The sequence below is a fragment of the Polaromonas naphthalenivorans CJ2 genome, from assembly GCF_000015505.1.
Lineage (GTDB): Bacteria > Pseudomonadota > Gammaproteobacteria > Burkholderiales > Burkholderiaceae_C > Polaromonas > Polaromonas naphthalenivorans.
Map to the genome: position 1 here is coordinate 1852501 of NC_008781.1, position 18447 is coordinate 1870947.

Below are 18447 nucleotides of genomic sequence, written 5' to 3' on the forward strand. Positions count from 1 at the left end.
CGAAACCAAGTGAGCTATCCATGGCCAGGATGAAGGTGCAGTAACATGCACTGGAGGTCCGAACCCACTAGTGTTGCAAAACTAGGGGATGAGCTGTGGATAGGGGTGAAAGGCTAAACAAACTTGGAAATAGCTGGTTCTCTCCGAAAACTATTTAGGTAGTGCCTCAAGTATTACCATCGGGGGTAGAGCACTGTTTTGGCTAGGGGGTCATGGCGACTTACCAAACCAAGGCAAACTCCGAATACCGATGAGTACAGCTTGGGAGACAGAGCACCGGGTGCTAACGTCCGGACTCAAGAGGGAAACAACCCAGACCGCCAGCTAAGGTCCCTAAAATTGGCTAAGTGGGAAACGAAGTGGGAAGGCTATAACAGTCAGGATGTTGGCTTAGAAGCAGCCATCATTTAAAGAAAGCGTAATAGCTCACTGATCGAGTCGTCCTGCGCGGAAGATGTAACGGGGCTAAGCCAGTTACCGAAGCTGCGGATGTGCAATTTATTGCACGTGGTAGGAGAGCGTTCTGTAAGCCTGTGAAGGTGGCGGTGTAAACCCTGCTGGAGGTATCAGAAGTGCGAATGCTGACATGAGTAGCGTTAAAGGGGGTGAAAAGCCCCCTCGCCGTAAGCGCAAGGTTTTCTACGCAACGTTCATCGGCGTAGAGTGAGTCGGCCCCTAAGGCGAGGCAGAGATGCGTAGCTGATGGGAAACAGGTCAATATTCCTGTACCGATGTGTAGTGCGATGTGGGGACGGAGAAGGTTAGCTCAGCCAACTGTTGGATATGTTGGTTCAAGCCTGTAGTCGTGCCTGGTAGGTAAATCCGCCGGGCTTAGATGAGGGGTGATAACGAGGCTGCTTGCAGCCGAAGTGAGTGATACCCTGCTTCCAGGAAAAGCCACTAAGCTTCAGCTACACACGACCGTACCGCAAACCGACACTGGTGCGCGAGATGAGTATTCTAAGGCGCTTGAGAGAACTCAGGAGAAGGAACTCGGCAAATTGACACCGTAACTTCGGAAGAAGGTGTGCCTTTAGTAGGTGAAGTCCCTCGCGGACAGAGCCCAATGAGGTTGCAAAAAATCGGTGGCTGCGACTGTTTATTAAAAACACAGCACTCTGCTAAGACGAAAGTCGACGTATAGGGTGTGACGCCTGCCCGGTGCTGGAAGATTAAATGATGGGGTGCAAGCTCTTGATTGAAGTCCCAGTAAACGGCGGCCGTAACTATAACGGTCCTAAGGTAGCGAAATTCCTTGTCGGGTAAGTTCCGACCTGCACGAATGGCGTAACGATGGCCACACTGTCTCCTCCTGAGACTCAGCGAAGTTGAAATGTTTGTGATGATGCAATCTCCCCGCGGAAAGACGGAAAGACCCCATGAACCTTTACTGTAGCTTTGTATTGGATTTTGAACAGACCTGTGTAGGATAGGTGGGAGGCTTTGAAGTGAGGACGCTAGTTCTCATGGAGCCAACGTTGAAATACCACCCTGGTGTGTTTGAGGTTCTAACCTAGGTCCATTATCTGGATCGGGGACAGTGCATGGTAGGCAGTTTGACTGGGGCGGTCTCCTCCCAAAGTGTAACGGAGGAGTTCGAAGGTACGCTAGTTACGGTCGGACATCGTGACGATAGTGCAATGGCATAAGCGTGCTTAACTGCGAGACTGACAAGTCGAGCAGATGCGAAAGCAGGACATAGTGATCCGGTGGTTCTGTATGGAAGGGCCATCGCTCAACGGATAAAAGGTACTCTGGGGATAACAGGCTGATACCGCCCAAGAGTTCATATCGACGGCGGTGTTTGGCACCTCGATGTCGGCTCATCTCATCCTGGGGCTGTAGCCGGTCCCAAGGGTATGGCTGTTCGCCATTTAAAGAGGTACGTGAGCTGGGTTTAAAACGTCGTGAGACAGTTTGGTCCCTATCTTCCGTGGGCGCTGCAGATTTGAGGAAGCCTGCTCCTAGTACGAGAGGACCGGAGTGGACGAACCTCTGGTGTACCGGTTGTCACGCCAGTGGCATTGCCGGGTAGCTAAGTTCGGAAGAGATAACCGCTGAAAGCATCTAAGCGGGAAACTCGTTTCAAGATTAGATCTGCCGGGGCCTTGAGCCCCCTGAAGAGTCGTTCAAGACCAGGACGTTGATAGGCAGGGTGTGGAAGCGCAGTAATGCGTTAAGCTAACCTGTACTAATTGCTCGAGAGGCTTGACCCTATAACTTTGATTTGTTTGTCCATCAAGCACTTCAAGGCTGTTATGCCAAGACTGACGCATTCAAAAGACACAGTCCCCGCAGACTGTGCAACAATCTAAATTGAAGCTGATTTGCTCTATGAATTCGACGGATTGCTCCGCGTGGAACAATCCGTCAACAAGTTATGCCTGATGACCATAGCAAGTTGGTACCACTCCTTCCCATCCCGAACAGGACAGTGAAACGACTCAGCGCCGATGATAGTGCGGATTCCCGTGTGAAAGTAGGTCATCGTCAGGCTCTTATAGCCCCTGAACAAGCCCGGTTGATCATTAGATTGACCGGGCTTTTTCTTTTGGGGGTGCAGTTTGGAGGTAAGCACCAGGTGAACTCATCTTGATGATGGGCTGAAGAAACGTAAGTAGTTCACGCTTATATGGACGCCCCCCAGAAAGCAAGCATTGGCAGAGTAAAGGTTCAACGGAGGTTGCAGTCTTATATGCGGCCTGTTTGTGCAGGCTTGTTTTCCTGCTGGCCCGGATGGCATTCGCGGACAAGGCTCCCATCTGAATATCGGGCTTTGTGCCCATGCGGACTATCGGAGTGCTCCTGTCCCGGTATGACCTGTTGACCCATCACTTTGCTTTTTGCCTGGCTCTCCTTCAAAACATTTGCATCATCGCCGCGTTGTTAACCACAGTGGTGGAACTGCTCAGGCAGCCACCGCAGCGGCCGGATTCCATCTGAGCTGATCAAAGGCCTTGCCTTTGGTCAGCACCGCCCAGGCGGTGCGCGCCAGCTTGTTGGCCAAGGCCGCGACCACCACGCTGTAGGGCCTGCGGGCCAGCAGCGCGGTGATCCAGCCTGTTCGCTGCGTCCTGGCAATAATGGCCCTGGCCCCGTGCATCAGCAGCGTTCGCACATATGGATCGCCTCGCTTGGAGATGCCCAGCTGGCGGATCTTGCCGCCCGTGCCGCTCTGCCTGGGCGTCAAGCCCAGCCATGCGGCAAACTGCCGGCCCGAGTGAAAGCCGGAGATGTCGGTGGCTGTGGCCGCCAAGGCCGTGGCCGTGAGAGGGCCAATGCCCGGCACCGCCTGCAAGGCCAGCATATGCTGGTCTTGTTTGCCCAGCGCTGCCAGGCGCCTGTCGATGTGATCGATGTCTTGCTGCAGCCGCTCAATGCGGCTGAGCTGCTCCTGCATGCTCTCGATGAGCACGCCAGGCAGCTTGTCCTGCGCCTGGGCCAGTTCACCGGGAATGCGCTGCAGCAAGATGCGATGGCCTTCGGGCAGCACGATGCCGAACTCGCAGAGCAACCCACGCAGGGCGTTGGTTTGCATGATGCGCATCTTCATCAGCTGGGCGCGCATGCGGTGCAGGGCCAGGCAAGCCTGCTGCGGCTCGCTCTTGACGGGCACCTCATGGATGTGCGGCTGCTGGGCCGCGACCCAGATCGCCTGGGCATCGCGCGCATCGGTCTTGTCACGCAGCACGAAGGCCTTGACCTGTCTGGCTGGCAGCAGCTTGACTTGGTGGCCCTGGGCTGCCAGCGTTCGTCCCCAGTGGTGGGCTCCGCCGCAAGCCTCCAGGGCAACCAGGCAGGGCTGGCGGTTGGCGAAGAACTCGGCCACCTTGGCGCGCTTGAGCTTGATGCGCTCGATCTCGCCTGTTTCCGGATCAACGGCATGAATCTGAAACACATTCTTGGCAATGTCCATTCCAACGACGGGCAGTTGTGCGGTAATCTTCATGATGGAGCCTCCAGTTTCCAAGTGGTGACGACGAATCTCTACTTTGGCTACAGGGACTTCCCAGCCAGTCAAGGGCCGGTTTGAAATTTCTTCTTGAAAACGGTATTCCTTGCGGCTGACGCAAACCGGCTGGCTTCAAACGAGGAACAGACTTGCACATCTACAGGCGGGCTTGCTGCACTTGGCGGTGCGGCCCCAGATACCAACCGCGCAGCAGGGCTCCATTCACACTTCGTGGTGCCTACGGCCCACAGCCAAAGTATCGAGCTTGCCTGCTACCGGTCTGACCTGCTCAAAGCATCTGCGATTTCACGTCTGGCAAGAAAAAGGTTCAGAGGTCAATACAGTCGTGCGATGTCTCACATATCGTCTTACGCTGTGGCGGCAATGGCTGAAGGTGGGATGCTGACGTGAAAGGCGTCATAGCGCTTTTCCTTCGTCATGACGGCCCACAAAATCCGGGCGTTCTTGTTGGCCAAGGCCACGACGGCTTTTTGCCACCCACATCGCTCGCGAAGGCGCTGCGCCCACTGTGAGATGGGATCGTCGTTGTGCTTGCCAACCAAAACGACTGACTTGGCGCCCTGAATCAGCAAGCCGCGCAAGTAATTGCTGCCCCGTTTGGTGATGCTGCTCAGACTTGACTTGCCTCCGCTGGAGTTTTGCTTCGGTGTCAGCCCCAGCCAGGCGCCGAACTGCGCTGCGTTCTTGAACTGCTTGAAGTCGCCCACCGTCGCCACGACCGCTGAGGCGGTGACGGGTCCAATGCCCTTGAGCTCTGCTGCGCGCTGGACCTGCTCATCGTCCTTCTGATGAGCGGCAATGCGCTGGTCGCACCACTGGACGTGCTCTTCGATTTCTCGCCAGTGCTCTTGCGCTCTTTGCAGAACCAGCCGTGCCATGCCGGCGATGTCATTGCCAGCATCCTCAATCAGGTCACTCAAGTGTTGTCGCAGCACCTGTGGGCTTTGAGGCAGAACGATGCCAAACTCGGCCAGCAAACCTCGGATTCGGTTGATGCAGGCAGTGCGCTCTTGTTTGAGCCCTTCACGCAGGCGATGCACGCACAGCATGCCTTGCTGAGCAAGGGTCTTGGGCGGCACGAAATTCATGTGCGGTCTTGAGGCCGCCTCGCAAATCGCTGCTGCATCGTTGGCATCGTTCTTGCCGCTCTTGCCCTGAATACGGTACGGCGCAACGAACTGGGCTGCAATCATCCTGGCGTCCAGGCCTCGATCGCGGAGTTGCCGACACCAGTGATGGGCGCCACTGCAAGCTTCCATCGCGACCAGGCAGCCGGGCGGCAGATCGCAACACCATGCCAGAAATCGGTCACGCTTGAGCATCCGGTTAGTGACCACGTTGCCACTGGCATCCACAGCGTGAACCTGGAAAACATTCTTGGCCAAATCAACGCCGACTCGTGTAATGTTGCTCATGGGACTTCTCCTTCCAATAGTGGTTGCAGATTGACTTTCCAGCACTTCAATCTTGGCACTTTGATGCCGTAACCAGGAAGTGGGAAGTCCCTCGTATTCACATCGATGCCGTGGCTGCGGGGCTCCCCATCATTGGGTTCGATCTCCTCGACAGCTTGGCATCGGTAAAGGTGGGGACGTCCATACCATCTGAATAATTCAGTTTTACGGCGCGACAGGAGAGACATGAAGCTGCCTGAGCATCAGCCGGATGTTGTGGCCCGCACCACACAGCACGGCATGCAGCGCATCGCCAAGCGCGCCCTTGAGTGGATTTCGAGCCAGCCGTCCGTCCGTTTTCATGTGCCCAATGGTCGGCTCAATGGCGCTTCGCCGCTTGATCATCGCCTTCAGGGTCCGGGTGATGCCCCGGCGCTGACCTGAGCGCAGAATCTGCACCCCCTGGACCTGCGCGCCCCGGTAGCCCTTGTCCACGATGGCAATGCCGGGTCTTTTCTCGGCGAGGATTTCGACCTGCTCAATCGCCTCATCGAGCGTGTGCCCGTCGTACGGATTGCCCGGCATGCTCCTGCAGCCCACCACCAGACCTTCTTTCAAGGTCGTGGCAATGCTGACCTTGACGCCGAACTCGTACGGCGTCCTGGCTTTTCCCTTGGAGATGCACTCTGCCTCCGGTGCGTGCAGCGCATACAGCTTGCGCTTGTCCCTGGGTTGTTGCGTCAGGATGCGGCTCACGCGGTGCAGCAGTTCCTGCGCTTTGCGCCGCGCTGGCTCTGGCAGTTCATGGAGCTTGCGGATGACTTCGCGGTACACGCGGCCCACCCGGCTCCTGAGCGCCTTGAGGGCTTTGCGCATGCGCTTGAACTGCCTGGCGTGGGCGTAGCGGCCGATCTGCGCGGCCATGCGCGGCGCCTGCCGGTTGCAGTTCTGGCGCAATTGCAGATGGTGTTCATCAGCGAGCCTGACCAGGTGCTGGCGGCTTTTCTCCAGCAGCGCGCTGTCGCTGGGATGGGCGATGGCTTTGGGCATCACGGTGGTATCGACAATGATCCGTTTGAGGCTCGCCTTTTTGATCAGCCCAGCCTCGCGGGCCGCCTCGATGGTGACGGCGAGCAACACCTCAACGCCTTCTTCACCGATACGCTTTCGCCAGCGGCTCAAGCTCGACGGGTCAATGGGCAGCTCTGTTTGCAGATAGGTCTCGCCGCAAAAGTACTGCCAGTAGGGGTTCTCCAGCCACGTCGCCACCACCGCTTCGTCCGAGGCGTCGTTGGCGTGCTGCAGATACAGGAGCCCCGCGACCAGGCGAGGGCGCAATGCAGGGCGCCCCCGGCTTGACGTGAAGTGGGCGCCAAAACTGCGCTCGATCTCCTCCCAGTTCATCAGCTTTGCCAGCCGAACCAGAGGGTGGCTCATCTTGAGTTGCTCGTCCAGTCGGGGGCGAGGCAGCTCGCCCGTTTGCGGTGCGCGCGGTCTGGGTCCCATGAAAAACCTCGTCGAAATTTGCAAGAAATCAAATGGATGGCATTATTTTCTTGCAAATTCAGCCCTCATAAATCCGTAAATTCCCCAGACGGATCAAGAATACGAACAAGGCCGTGATTTGCCGATGGGCTATGCGCGTTCGAAGCCGAAGTATTTGGACGAGCAGAAGAAAGTAGCCGCCCGGCACTACCTGGACCATGGTCGATGCCTTGCTGCTACTTTGAAGGCACTGGGATACCCGAGCCGCGAAACGCTCGCAGCCTGGGTCGACGAGCTGTACCCTGAAACAAAGCACCCCGTCATCGGAAAAGCTCGGAGCGTACCGCGTCCTCCAGAGCTCAAGCAGGCGGCCGTCATTGAGCTTTGTACCAGGCAGACAAGTGCCCAGGCCATTGCACAAAAGCTCGCCGTGAGCAGGGGCGTGCTGTACAAATGGAAAAACCAACTCCTGGGTCCTGAGGCACCCGCATCCATGAAACCCAACAACGATTCACCGCCAGATCCTGAGCGGGCAGAACTGGAGCGGCAAGTCCAATCGCTTCAACGCGACATCCGCAAATTGCAGCTTGAGCACGACCTCTTGAAGAAGGCGAATGAACTGTTAAAAAAAGGCCTGGGCGTCGACCTGCCTCTCCTGAGCAACCAGGAGAAGACGCGGCTGGTTGATGCCCTGAAACAGCTCTATTCGCTATCAGAACTCTTTGCCGAACTTGATTTGGCCCGAAGCTCCTACTTTTACCATCGGGCACGGCTACGGGCCGCTGACAAGTATGGTGGCGTACGTCGCACCATCGCAGACATCTTCGCGCTCAATCACTGCTGCTACGGCTATCGCCGGATACAGGCGTCACTGGGCAGACAGCACGTCTTTATCTCGGAAAAAGTCGTGCGGCGTTTGATGAGACAGGAATGCCTGGTCGTTGCCGCGAAGAGGCGGCGCCGGTACGGCTCCTACCTGGGAGAAATCAGCCCAGCGCCAGACAATCTCATCAACCGCGACTTCCAGGCGGCTGCCCCGAATGAGAAATGGCTCACTGACATCACGGAGTTCCAGATCGCTGCTGGCAAGGTGTACCTGTCGCCCATCATCGACTGCTTCGATGGCTTGGTTGTCAGCTGGACAGTTGGCACGCGTCCAGATGCCCAGCTTGTGAACACGATGTTGGACGCTGCCATTGAGACGCTGGCCAACAGCAATGATCGGCCGGTCGTCCACTCGGATCGCGGTGCGCACTACCGCTGGCCTGGATGGCTCTCGCGGATGCACAATGCGAAGCTGATCCGCTCGATGTCGCGCAAAGGATGCTCGCCCGACAATGCGGCCTGTGAGGGCTTCTTCGGGCGGCTGAAAACAGAGCTGTTCTATCCCCGGGACTGGCAGGCCACGACCATTGAGCAGTTCATTCAGGCAGTTGACGCCTACATCCGCTGGTATAACGAAAAGCGCATCAAGATTTCCCTTGGCTCGCTCAGTCCCGCCGAATACCGAGAGAGCCTCGGACTTATGGCATAACCCAGTCCAAGTTTTTCGCCGCACCCCCACTTATAGAGTGGTGTGCCGATCCAAAACTGACCCAGGTGTTTTACTTGTTTTGCCTTATTTTTAGGCAGGAGCGAAAAAGGTGATCACCATTGATGGGATGGACTCCCCCTGTTTTTTGCGCCACATTGGCGCTCTGGTTTTCATTGGCGTGGAGATCAGGTCTTTAAACAAAAGGAGTCCGACATGAATGCTACTACCGTTGCCGTCGATCTTGCAAAGTCCGTTTTCCAGCTCGCCGTCGCCGATGCGTCTTGGCGGGTCGTGGAAACACACCGCCTTACGCGTACCCAGTTCGAGCGCTGGTTCGTCAACCGGGATGTGAGTCTGGTCATCATGGAAGCCTGCGGCTCGGCCCACCACTGGGCACGCTGGCTCAATGGTCTGGGCATTGAGGTTCGACTACTCCCAGCCCAGTACGTCCGTGCCTATGTCAAACGCAACAAGACCGATGCTGCCGATGCAGCGGCGCTGCTCGAAGCCGCCCGGGCGTCGGATATTCGCCCGGTACGAATCAAGTCAGTCGAGCAACAGGCACTGCAAGGCATGCACCGCATCCGCAGCCTGTGGATGGGAACGCGTACCTCGCGCATCAATGCCTTGCGTGGTTTTTGCCGGGAGTTTGGCATTGCGATTCCCGTAGGCGCGCGCACTGGCATCGAAGCCATCAGTCGGGTGCTGGCTGACCCCCATACTGCGGTGCCCGATCTGATTCGGGGGACAGCCAAATTGCTGATTGAAGAAATACGCCTGCTCGAAGCTCGCATTGCTCAACTGGAGCGCGAACTGGCATCCCTGGCCAGGCTGTGCCCGGCATGCACCACGCTGCTCTCGATACCAGGCATTGGCTTGCTCACGGCCACTGCAATGGTGGCGGCTACATCTGGCGATGTCAGTCACTTCAAGGACGCACGGCATTTCTCCAGTTGGTTTGGCTTGACGCCCAAGGAGTACAGCTCGGGCAATAGCCGTTACCTGGGGCGCATTTCCAAGAAGGGAGATCGCTATCTACGAATGCTGCTCACTCACGGGGCCAGAAGTGTGCTGCGTGCCGCCAAGGTGGCTGAGGGTTCCGGCAAAGAAGTTTGTGGTGTGCGCCGTTGGGCGCTGGATGTGCAGACCAGGGGCAACCACAACAAGGCGGCTTGTGCGCTGGCCAACAAGCTGGCGCGGATTTGCTATGCCACGCTCAGAGACAAGGAGCCGTTTGATGAAGGCCAGCGGCTGAACAAGAAGATCAACAGGGAGAGCTTTGTGATGCCGGCCTGAACAGCCAACATCCAAAACAACCCGTCACCAGGAAAAGAAACCCAACACCCATCCACGCTTGCGACGAGATTGATCGACCACCATGGCCAACCGGGTTCACCCCATCTCATTACACACAAATCCCCGTTTCGCTGTAGCTCCTGGCGTAGCGGGCACCTTCCACGAAGACGGCAATTTCCTGCAGGCCCAACCATAGCGTTCTGGCACCGGGCTCACCATCGCCTTTTCGCCCCAAAAACCCGCCTCGCCGGGCAATCAGCCGGATGACTTCGTTGAGTCCGGGCATCTTTTTCGGTATCGGCTTTTTGTTCAGGATGTACGCCGCACGCCACTCGTCGGGCTCAAACACCAGTTCGGCATCGAGCTCGGGCACCGTGCGCCCCAGCCGCATCAAGCGGTTGATGCGCCAGGCAATGACCAGGTATATCGCCAGCGCTGACTCCAGCCGGTCTTTGTCGCTCAGCTGCAGCCGCTCGACTCGGCAGCCCTCCTTGAGAATCAAGAAAAAAAGCTCGATTTCCCAGCGCGAGCGGTACCAGTCGATCAGCTCGCTGGCCTGTTCCAGTGTGCTGGCCACGCGGTTGCTCAGCAGCCGCCAGACCACGGGCTTGACGCCTGCCGGGGCGTTGACCTCCGAGGCCACCAGGCAGCTGACCTCGATGACTCCCTTGTCCCTGTCGCTCAGCTGGACGCGCTCAATGCGGATGTCCTGCTCGACCGTGCGGCTCTTTCGGCCCCGCCCGGCTGGCAGCATGAAGCGGATGCGCCCCAGAGAAGTTTGCACCATCACCCGGTCCCACAGCTTGTCCCCGCCCGGCAGCACCCGGTTGTGCTGGCTGCGCACCAGGTAGTCGGCCGGGTAGCCCAAGTCCCGCGCCTTGACCATCAACTCCAGCATGTCCGACTCGCGGTCGCCGATGCACACATGGCGCGTTTGGGGCAGCTGCTGGGCACTCTCAGCGATTCGCTCGTAGCTCTCAATCCAGCGGGTGCTTTCGCACGGCCCGCCGCGCTTGCCGTCTGCTGCCTTGAATTCGCGCGCCCACGTCCAGGCATTGAATACGCCCAGCGGCTCGCGCTCAGGACTCACAACATAGGTGGGGTGCAAATACAGCCCGCGCTGGGCCTCGTAGTTCAAGGGCCCCAGACCCTCGATGTCCTGTCCGTGGTAGTCCAGCTCGGTTGTGTCCTGAAGGCACAGCACCACTTGGTGCTGTGCCATGCGCGCCTGGCTGGCCTGCAAGTGGGGCGCGAGCACCTTGTCCCAGCTCACCTCTTCGTTGCACAAAAACCGGTAAGCCGCTGCCGTTTCTGCCCAACTCTGGCAAGCGCCGGGAATGCTGGCCGAGGGCTTTTGCCCCAGTCGCTCTGCCAGCAGCACGGCGCGCCGGTTCAGGCGCTCATCGCCCAGTTCGATCGTCTTGAACTCTTCATCGCCCCAGCCCATTGTTGCTTCCTTGACCGTTTAACTTCACCAAACCCCAAGTCTATCGGCTCAACTATGTGTGTAATGGGATGGGTTCACCCCACACCGATAGACGCCGATAACTCTTCCGGCAGCTTGCCTGCCGCTCGTATCGACTGGCGCATCGGTGACGCAGATTCCATGTCGGCACGGGCCACGACAGAGCCCACCATCGATGCCGGATATACGACTGCAGGCGCTTCCCCACAAGCCAAACTATCGGTCAGCCTCTTGCCGTTGTGGGGGAGTCCATATAGAAATGTTAGGCCGTGTTCGAAAAGTCAGTGGAGCCACTTCATGATACTGGCGATGTGTACAAAGCCCAGAAACCGTATGTCGAGCTTGTCAAAGCGGGTGGCCACACGGTGAAAGACCTTCATGCGCTGGAAGAGGTTTTCAACCAGATGGCGCGCCTTGTAGCGGTGCTTGTCCAGAGTCCGTGAGTTTTTTCGGTTGACCTTGGAGGGGATGATGACCTGCATGCCTTGTGCCTGGGCGCTTTGGACAATCTTGTCCGAGTCCTTGTCAGCCAGAAGAACCTTGGCTTGCAGCCCATCGAGCAACTCAGGGACCGGTTTGGAGTCGTGCCTCTGTCCCGGGGTCAGTACAAAGCGCAGTGGGTTTCCCAAGGCGTCGCAGACTGCGTGAATTTTGGGTAGTTGAGCCCGCCGTGCGTGATGCCAATGGCTTGTGGACCGCTGGTTTTGCGCGCTCCTGCCGATGATTGATGCGCCCGGCAGCAGGTCGAGTCCACCATGACTTCGTCCAGGTCAGGCTGCTGCACGCCCTGGAAAAGGCGCTCGAAATGTCCTTTGTCGCACCAATAGGCGTAGCGCTGGTAAACCACATTCCATTTCCCCAACCGCTCGGGCAGGTCACGCCACGCGGCGCCCGTGCGGGCCATCCACAGCAGTGCATTGAAGAAGATCCTTTGCTCGCCTCCGGGACGGCCCTTGCAAGGTGGCAGCAGCGGCTCAATACGCTGCCACTGCTCATCGGTGAAGCTATGTCGTTCTTGAGTCATTCTGCTGGCCAAAACAAGTATGCAGCGGTCATGCGGAGCTTTTCCTGAGGGTTGCATAACATCAGCACCTCAAACTTTCTGAACACGGCTTAGATCAAGGCTGGGCCTTGCACCTGCGCGTTTTAAGCCTCCGGTGGAATTCGCAGAACCTGGCCCGGATAAATCTTGTCCGGGTCGCTCAGCATGGGCTTGTTGGCCTCGAAAATCTGGGTGTATTTGTTGGGCGTGCCGTAGAACTGCTTGCTGATTTTGGACAGGTTGTCGCCGCTGACGACCACATACATCTGCGATTCGGGCGAACTGCTGACAACGGTCAGCATGTCCTTGACAGCCGAAACCTGGCCTACATTGCCGCAGCACAGAAGCACTTTTTCCTTGGTCGCCTGGTCAGGCGCCACGCCGGAAACCGTCACGGTCCCGCTCGGTGCATCAAAACTGACCTGCAGCGCATCGACTTTCAGGCCCATGCTGTTGATGTAGGCGGCAATCGCATCCCCAGCCGTCTTGCTCAGCGCGGCCACGTTTTCAGGCGTGGGTTTTGCGGCTACGGCTTCCTGGGCCGCCTTGGCTTCGCCCCGGCCGAACAGCTTTTCTCCGGCTTCCTTGATAAAACTAAACATGCCCATGGATATTCCAATCAAAAAAATAAATCGCCCGGTACAAGACGCCGAGGCTGGATTCACTGTAAAGCCTTGGCCTGGCCAAAGCATGTCAGCACTTTTACAAAGCCTGTAGGACAAGTCCGCTTTGATGCAGGGTTTTAACCCAGACGGCTGAGGTCAAAGCCTTCCATGTCAATTTCAGCAGGCCTGCCGATCATTAGATCCGCCAGAGCGCGTGCGCTGCCGCAGCTCAGCGCCCAGCCGCTGGAGCCATGGCCGAGGTTGAACCAGAGACCGGGCAAGCCACTGTTGCCAACCAGAGGCGGGCCGTCCGGCAGCATAGCGCGGGCGCCTTTCCATACCTGCACGCAGCCGTGGCTGTCCCGAATCTGGGCGGCACCCGGAAACCAGTCCTGCAGCACCTTGTACAGCGTTTTGATCGAAGCCTCGCGTTTGTGCGCCTGTGAGCCTCCGATTTCCGCGCTGCCGGCAACGCGCACCCGGTTGCCCAGGCGGGAAATCGCCACCTTGTAGCGCTCATCCATCAGTGCACTGATGGGGGCGTTGAGTGATTCGCGGATGGGTGCGCTGATCGAGTAGCCATACACGGCGGCCAGCGGTATCTTCAAGCCAAGCGGCTTGACAAGTTCCGCGCAAGCCAGGCCGGCGCACATCACCACCTGCTCAAAGCGCCGTGGCAACTGATCACCTGCTATGAAAAGCGTAGCTGGATGCGCACGGTTCAATTGCGCAATTGCCGTATTGAACTGGAAATCAACGCCCAGCCGGCGGGCCTCGTCCTTGAGCAGCAGCGCAAACTGCCGGCAGTTGGCCACCTCGTCGTCGGGCAGGTGAACCGCGCCCAGCAATCCGGTGTCGCGATTGAGCGCCGGCTCGACCTGCCGCACTTCATCGGCATCAATCTGCCTGAAAGCCACGCCGGCATCGCGCAGCACCTGCAGGCCGGGCTGGACCAGCAGGCTGTCCTTTTCCGAGCGAAGCAGGACCAGGTAACCCTGGCTGCGCTCGTAGTCCAGCTCGTGCCGGGCGCTCAGCAGGTGCAGCCGGTGCCGGCTGTAGAACGCCAGGCGTTGCAGCCGGGCGCGGTTGGCGAGGTAGGTTTCGAGCTTGCAGGCGCGCATCCACTTCCACATCCAGGCCAGTTCCTGGCCCGTCAGGGGCAGGCTCAGCCTGACGGGCGCATGGCGGCTGAACAGGTCACTGAGCACCTTGCCCGGCATGCCCGGCGCAGCCCAGGGCGTGACATAGCCGGGCGCGACGATGCCGGCGTTGGCAAAACTGGTTTCTTCGGCTGCGGCGCTGCGGCGCTCAAAGACCGTGACCTCGTGGCCGTCCATGGCCAGTTCATACGCCGTGGTGATGCCGATGATGCCCGCGCCAATGACAGCGACCTTCATGCGGCCGTGCCGGGCGGGGCGGCAAGAAATAATATCGAACCTGAAGTCATGTAACTCATTTTTATATGAAAAAAGCCGTTTGCGCTTTGTGGACGGGCATAGCCAGCTATTGTTTTTATAGTGAAATAGCCAGTACCGCCTCGACCTGCAAGGCCAGGTCCAGCACGTTGTCGTCATGCAGCGCCGCATGCCAGAGCATCAGTCCCACGGGCAACTGGCCGGGAGTCTGGCAGGGAATGGAAATTGCGCAGCCGTCGAGCATGTTCGCCACCGAGGTATTGCGCAGCAACAGCGCGTTGATCCGGAAGAACTCATCGTCATGGTCCAGCACGCTGGCAATCGAGGGCGCCACGATGGGCACGGTGGGCGACAGCACCGCGTCAAAGTGGCTTAAACGCGCTTCCATGCGGCTGATCCAGTTTTGGCGCGCTGCCAGCAAATCGATGTAGTCGGCCGCGCTCATGCGGGCACCGCGCAAGATGCGCAGCGCCACGCGCGGGTCGTATTGCGCTTCATGTTCGGCGATCAGCTTGCGGTGCCAGGCATGGCTCTCTGCGGCGGACAGGCCGCCGCTGGCATTGATGGCCGACAGTTCGCCGATTTCTTCAAGCGCTATTTCTTCAATCCGGGCGCCGGCCTGGCGAAGCACCCGCAGGCTGTGCTCGAACGCCTGCGCGACCGTGCTGTCGAGCCCGTCTTGCATGAGGGTTCGCGCAACCGCAATTCGGCACGATGACAGGGGCTTGCCGGCGAGCTGCACTCGGCGCGCTGACAGAACTTCATGCACCGTCACCGCATCGTGCACCGAACGGGTGACGGCGCAGACCGTGTCCAGGCTGGTGGACAGCGGGACAGCGCCGGTCGCAGGAACCAGGCGCGCGGTGCTTTTGAAACCGACGATGCCGCACAGCGCTGCCGGAATGCGGATCGAGCCGCCCGTGTCGGAACCCAGGCCCACCAGGGCCGCACCTGTTGCCACCGACACGGCGGCGCCCGACGATGAGCCGCCCGGAATGCGCTCGATTGAAGCATCGGCCGGATTCACCGGCGTGCCGTAGTGCGGATTGATGCCAACGCCGGAAAATGCAAACTCGACCATGTTGCTGCGGCCGACCAGCACGGCGCCTGCCGCCCGAAGCCGCGCGACGGCGACGGCGTCCGTACTGGCCGGTGCGGCTCCGGCGAGGACGGTCGATCCGGCAGTCGTGACCTGGCCCGCCACGTCAAACAGGTCCTTGACCGAGACGGGAATGCCGGTTAGCGCAAAGGCCGGATCGTTGCTTGCAGCCTTGAGGGGCAATGCGGGTGCGCTTTTCGGCTGGCCGGGCATAAAGGCATGGCGACAGGCGTCGCTGCTGGCGATGGCTGCGGCCTGCTCAAGAATTTCCTCGATGCGGGTGCGGCCGCCCCGAAGGCTTGCCTGCATGGCGTGAAGATCGGTCGGGGAGGTCGGGTGGTGCTGATTCATGGGGATGGAATGTTATACTCAGCAGGCTCTGCAGTTGGCGATAAAAATCGTTTGCAGGGCAAATCGCAAATCAGCCACGCAAGGTGTTGTCCGGAAATCCTTTCGGCAATAAGCGCTGATTTTAGAAACAACCTTTGGAGTTAATTATGTCCACGAACATGCGCGAAATGCTGGAAGCCGGCGTCCACTTTGGTCACCAAACCCGCTTCTGGGACCCAAAAATGGCCCCCTACATTTTTGGCCACCGCAACCGTATTCACATCATCAACCTGGAAAAATCGCTGCCGATGTTCCAGGAGGCGATGAAGTTCGCCAAGCAGCTGACCGCCAACCGCGGCACCATCCTGATGGTCGGCACCAAGCGCACCGCTCGCGAAACCGTTGCCGCCGAAGCCCAGCGCGCCGGTATTCCTTATGTTGACCAGCGCTGGCTGGGCGGCATGCTGACCAATTTCAAGACGGTCAAGACCTCGATCAAACGCCTGAAAGAGATGAAGGCCCAGCAGGAAGCCGGCCTTGATTCGATCAGCAAGAAAGAACAGCTGACCTTCAAGCGCGAAATCGAAAAACTCGAAAAAGACATCGGTGGCATCCAGGACATGACTGCGTTGCCAGACGCCATTTTTGTGATCGACGTGGGTTTCCACAAAATCGCGATTCTGGAAGCCAAGAAACTCGGCATTCCCCTGATCGGCGTGGTCGATACCAACCATTCGCCACTCGGCATCGACTACGTGATCCCCGGTAACGACGACTCGTCCAAGGCTGTGGCGCTGTATGCCCGCGGTATCGCAGACGCTGTCATCGAAGGCCGTGCCAGCGCCATGGACGACGTCGTCAAGGCGGTGTCGGCTGAAGGTTCGGATGAATTTGTCGAAGTGGAAAACGCAGCCGCCTAAATAGCATTGGCGTTACGCCAAACGCGAAAAAGGGGCTCGCGTAGCCCCTTTTTCACAACCCGACAAGATGAAGTGGCGCTGCATTGATGCGCCGCTCCAGGTTAAAACGAAAATACGGAGAATTAAAAAATGGCAATGGCAATTACTGCAAAGATGGTCGCTGAACTGCGCGCCAAGACCGACGCCCCGATGATGGAGTGCAAAAAGGCACTGACCGAGGCTGAAGGCGATTTTGAAAAAGCCGAGGAACTCCTGCGTGTCAAGCTCGGCAGCAAGGCCGGCAAGGCCGCTTCCCGCGTCACCGCTGAAGGCGTGGTGACCCTGGCCCGCGACGGCGATGATGTTGCGCTGGTCGAAATCAATTGCGAAACCGATTTCGTGACCAAGAACGACAGCTTCCTGGCATTCGCCAATGCAGTCGCCGAAGGCGTTGTGAAAAACAATCCTGCCGATCTGGCTGCCCTTGGCGCCATGCCTTTGGCGATGGACAGCTTTGGCCCCACCGTCGAAGACGTGCGCCGGGGCCTGATCGGCAAGATCGGTGAAAACATGACCGTTCGCCGCTTCAAGCGCTTCGCCAGTGGCAAGGCAGCGTCTTACCTGCACGGCACGCGCATCGGTGTAGTCGTGGAGTTTGAAGGCGACGAAGCCGCAGCCAAGGATGTCGCCATGCATGTGGCCGCGATGAAGCCGGTGGCCCTGTCCAGCGCTGATGTGCCTGCCGAACTGGTCGCCAAGGAACGCTCGGTGGCGGCTGCCAAGGCGGCTGAAGACGCCTCCGTTGCCCAGGCAGCAGGCAAGCCTGTCCAGTCCGCTGAAATCGTTGCCAAGCGCATCGAAGGCGGCGTTCAGAAATACCTCAAAGAGGTCAGCCTGAACAACCAGACCTTCGTCAAGAACGACAAGCAGACCGTCGAGCAGATGCTCAAGGAAAAGGCTACGGTGATCAAATCGTTCACGCTGTATATCGTGGGCGAAGGCATCGAAAAGAAGGTCGATGACTTTGCTGCGGAAGTTGCCGCGCAGGTCGCTGCCGCCAAGGGCGCCTAAGCCTTCCGGTCAGTCCGAAAGATCGTTTTTATTCATTCACCTCACCACGAAAGCCCTCCACATGCCAGCTTACAAGCGGATATTGTTAAAACTGTCTGGTGAGGCGCTGATGGGCGACGATGCTTTCGGCATCAACCGTGCCACCATCGTGCGCATGGTGGAGGAAATTGCCGAAGTCACCCGCATGGGAGTTCAGGTGGCGGTGGTAATTGGCGGCGGCAACATCTTTCGCGGTGTGGCTGGCGGCTCGGTCGGCATGGATCGTGCTACTGCCGACTACATGGGCATGCTGGCGACCGTGATGAATGCACTGGCCCTGGGTGACACCATGGACAAGGCCGGGCTGGTTGCCCGGGTGATGTCCGCCATCGGCATCGAGCGTGTCGTTGAGCCCTATGTGCGACCCAAGGCCCTGCAGTATCTGGAAGAGGGCAAGGTCGTTGTTTTTGCAGCGGGCACCGGCAATCCTTTCTTCACCACCGACACGGCAGCGGCTTTGCGCGGCGCTGAAATCGGTGCTGAAATTGTCCTGAAGGCAACCAAGGTCGATGGCGTTTATTCCGCTGATCCGAAAAAAGACCCGGAAGCCACGCGCTACACCAGCATCACTTTTGACGAAGTTATCGGCAAGAATCTTGAAGTGATGGATGCCACGGCGTTTGCCCTGTGCCGCGACCAGAAGCTGCCGATCAAGATATTCAGCATCTTCAAGCTCGGCGCGCTCAGGCGCGTGGTGATGGGTGAAGACGAAGGAACGCTGGTCCACGTCTGACCCAGGCTGGCGCAAGGGCGCAAAGCCCAGGTTTTTGCATTTTTTTGAATTTAGTCATCAGGAGGTT

12 protein-coding genes, 2 rRNA genes and 2 pseudogenes (1 of these 16 only partly in view) are annotated in these 18447 nt (G+C 58.5%); 7 read left to right on the top strand and 9 right to left on the bottom strand.

The window, feature by feature from the left end; all coding sequences use genetic code 11:
* Positions 1–2216, top strand: a 23S ribosomal RNA gene (locus tag PNAP_RS08735); it begins 663 nt to the left of the window's first position.
* A 167-nt stretch (positions 2217–2383) separates the two neighbouring features.
* Positions 2384–2496 (top strand): 5S ribosomal RNA (rrf, locus tag PNAP_RS08740).
* A gap of 412 nt (positions 2497–2908) precedes the next feature.
* Here rrf and PNAP_RS08745 read toward each other — a convergent pair.
* From PNAP_RS08745 to PNAP_RS08755, 3 genes are all read right to left on the bottom strand, one after another.
* Positions 2909–3949 (bottom strand): IS110 family RNA-guided transposase, encoded by a 1041-nt coding sequence (locus PNAP_RS08745; protein ID WP_011799849.1) that lies wholly within the window; start codon positions 3947–3949, stop codon positions 2909–2911.
* A 371-nt stretch (positions 3950–4320) separates the two neighbouring features.
* On the bottom strand, positions 4321–5388 hold the full coding sequence (locus PNAP_RS08750) for an IS110 family RNA-guided transposase (protein ID WP_011799848.1): 1068 nt from the start codon (positions 5386–5388) through the stop codon (positions 4321–4323).
* Positions 5389–5592: 204 nt separating this feature from the next.
* Positions 5593–6873 carry an IS5 family transposase gene (locus PNAP_RS08755; RefSeq protein WP_011800797.1) on the bottom strand — a complete coding sequence of 427 codons (1281 nt, stop codon included), beginning with the start codon at positions 6871–6873 and terminating at the stop codon, positions 5593–5595.
* A 94-nt stretch (positions 6874–6967) separates the two neighbouring features.
* Between PNAP_RS08755 and PNAP_RS08760 the strand changes: the two are divergent.
* Both PNAP_RS08760 and PNAP_RS08765 read left to right on the top strand, forming a co-directional pair.
* Positions 6968–8386 (top strand): annotated as a pseudogene (locus PNAP_RS08760) (IS3 family transposase); the annotation flags it as partial.
* A gap of 213 nt (positions 8387–8599) precedes the next feature.
* Positions 8600–9682, top strand: a complete 1083-nt coding sequence (locus PNAP_RS08765; RefSeq protein ID WP_011801143.1) for an IS110 family RNA-guided transposase — start codon at positions 8600–8602, stop codon at positions 9680–9682.
* A 109-nt stretch (positions 9683–9791) separates the two neighbouring features.
* Here the strand turns inward: PNAP_RS08765 and PNAP_RS08770 are convergent, their stop codons facing one another.
* From PNAP_RS08770 to PNAP_RS08795, 6 genes and pseudogenes are all read right to left on the bottom strand, one after another.
* Entirely contained in the window at positions 9792–11129 is a 1338-nt protein-coding gene (locus PNAP_RS08770; protein ID WP_011798278.1) for an IS4 family transposase, read from the bottom strand.
* A 299-nt stretch (positions 11130–11428) separates the two neighbouring features.
* Positions 11429–11890 (bottom strand): IS5 family transposase, encoded by a 462-nt coding sequence (locus tag PNAP_RS08775; protein WP_157040247.1) that lies wholly within the window; start codon positions 11888–11890, stop codon positions 11429–11431.
* Positions 11818–12228: pseudogene (locus tag PNAP_RS08780) on the bottom strand (IS5 family transposase); the annotation flags it as partial. The gene PNAP_RS08775 and the pseudogene PNAP_RS08780, both read right to left, overlap by 73 nt.
* A gap of 65 nt (positions 12229–12293) precedes the next feature.
* Positions 12294–12797, bottom strand: a complete 504-nt coding sequence (lysM, locus tag PNAP_RS08785; RefSeq protein ID WP_041376628.1) for a peptidoglycan-binding protein LysM — start codon at positions 12795–12797, stop codon at positions 12294–12296.
* Positions 12798–12931: 134 nt separating this feature from the next.
* Positions 12932–14191, bottom strand: a complete 1260-nt coding sequence (locus PNAP_RS08790) for a D-amino acid dehydrogenase (protein ID WP_011801147.1) — start codon at positions 14189–14191, stop codon at positions 12932–12934.
* A 115-nt stretch (positions 14192–14306) separates the two neighbouring features.
* Complete coding sequence (locus PNAP_RS08795; RefSeq protein ID WP_011801148.1) at positions 14307–15659, bottom strand: amidase; 1353 nt, start codon at positions 15657–15659, stop codon at positions 14307–14309.
* 146 nt (positions 15660–15805) lie between these two features.
* On the opposite strand from PNAP_RS08795, the gene rpsB reads away from it, so the two are divergent.
* The 3 genes from rpsB to pyrH all read left to right on the top strand — a co-directional run bounded on the left by rpsB (position 15806) and on the right by pyrH (position 18380).
* Positions 15806–16558: a 30S ribosomal protein S2 gene (rpsB, locus tag PNAP_RS08800; protein WP_011801149.1), complete on the top strand. Its 753-nt coding sequence runs from the start codon at positions 15806–15808 to the stop codon at positions 16556–16558.
* 135 nt (positions 16559–16693) lie between these two features.
* Positions 16694–17608: a translation elongation factor Ts gene (tsf, locus tag PNAP_RS08805; protein WP_041376629.1), complete on the top strand. Its 915-nt coding sequence runs from the start codon at positions 16694–16696 to the stop codon at positions 17606–17608.
* A 61-nt stretch (positions 17609–17669) separates the two neighbouring features.
* On the top strand, positions 17670–18380 hold the full coding sequence (pyrH, locus tag PNAP_RS08810; protein ID WP_011801151.1) for a UMP kinase: 711 nt from the start codon (positions 17670–17672) through the stop codon (positions 18378–18380).
* The last annotated feature ends 67 nt before the right edge of the window (positions 18381–18447 follow it).

What these genes read in the sequence shown, in the direction of transcription:
- PNAP_RS08745 (WP_011799849.1), bottom strand. Translation starts at nt 3,949, where the DNA reads ATGAAGATTACCGCACAACTGCCCGTCGTTGGAATGGACATTGCCAAG.
- PNAP_RS08750 (WP_011799848.1), bottom strand. Translation starts at nt 5,388, where the DNA reads ATGAGCAACATTACACGAGTCGGCGTTGATTTGGCCAAGAATGTTTTC.
- PNAP_RS08755 (WP_011800797.1), bottom strand. Translation starts at nt 6,873, where the DNA reads ATGGGACCCAGACCGCGCGCACCGCAAACGGGCGAGCTGCCTCGCCCC.
- PNAP_RS08765 (WP_011801143.1), top strand. Translation starts at nt 8,600, where the DNA reads ATGAATGCTACTACCGTTGCCGTCGATCTTGCAAAGTCCGTTTTCCAG.
- PNAP_RS08770 (WP_011798278.1), bottom strand. Translation starts at nt 11,129, where the DNA reads ATGGGCTGGGGCGATGAAGAGTTCAAGACGATCGAACTGGGCGATGAG.
- lysM (WP_041376628.1), bottom strand. Translation starts at nt 12,797, where the DNA reads ATGGGCATGTTTAGTTTTATCAAGGAAGCCGGAGAAAAGCTGTTCGGC.
- PNAP_RS08790 (WP_011801147.1), bottom strand. Translation starts at nt 14,191, where the DNA reads ATGAAGGTCGCTGTCATTGGCGCGGGCATCATCGGCATCACCACGGCG.
- PNAP_RS08795 (WP_011801148.1), bottom strand. Translation starts at nt 15,659, where the DNA reads ATGAATCAGCACCACCCGACCTCCCCGACCGATCTTCACGCCATGCAG.
- rpsB (WP_011801149.1), top strand. Translation starts at nt 15,806, where the DNA reads ATGTCCACGAACATGCGCGAAATGCTGGAAGCCGGCGTCCACTTTGGT.
- tsf (WP_041376629.1), top strand. Translation starts at nt 16,694, where the DNA reads ATGGCAATTACTGCAAAGATGGTCGCTGAACTGCGCGCCAAGACCGAC.
- pyrH (WP_011801151.1), top strand. Translation starts at nt 17,670, where the DNA reads ATGCCAGCTTACAAGCGGATATTGTTAAAACTGTCTGGTGAGGCGCTG.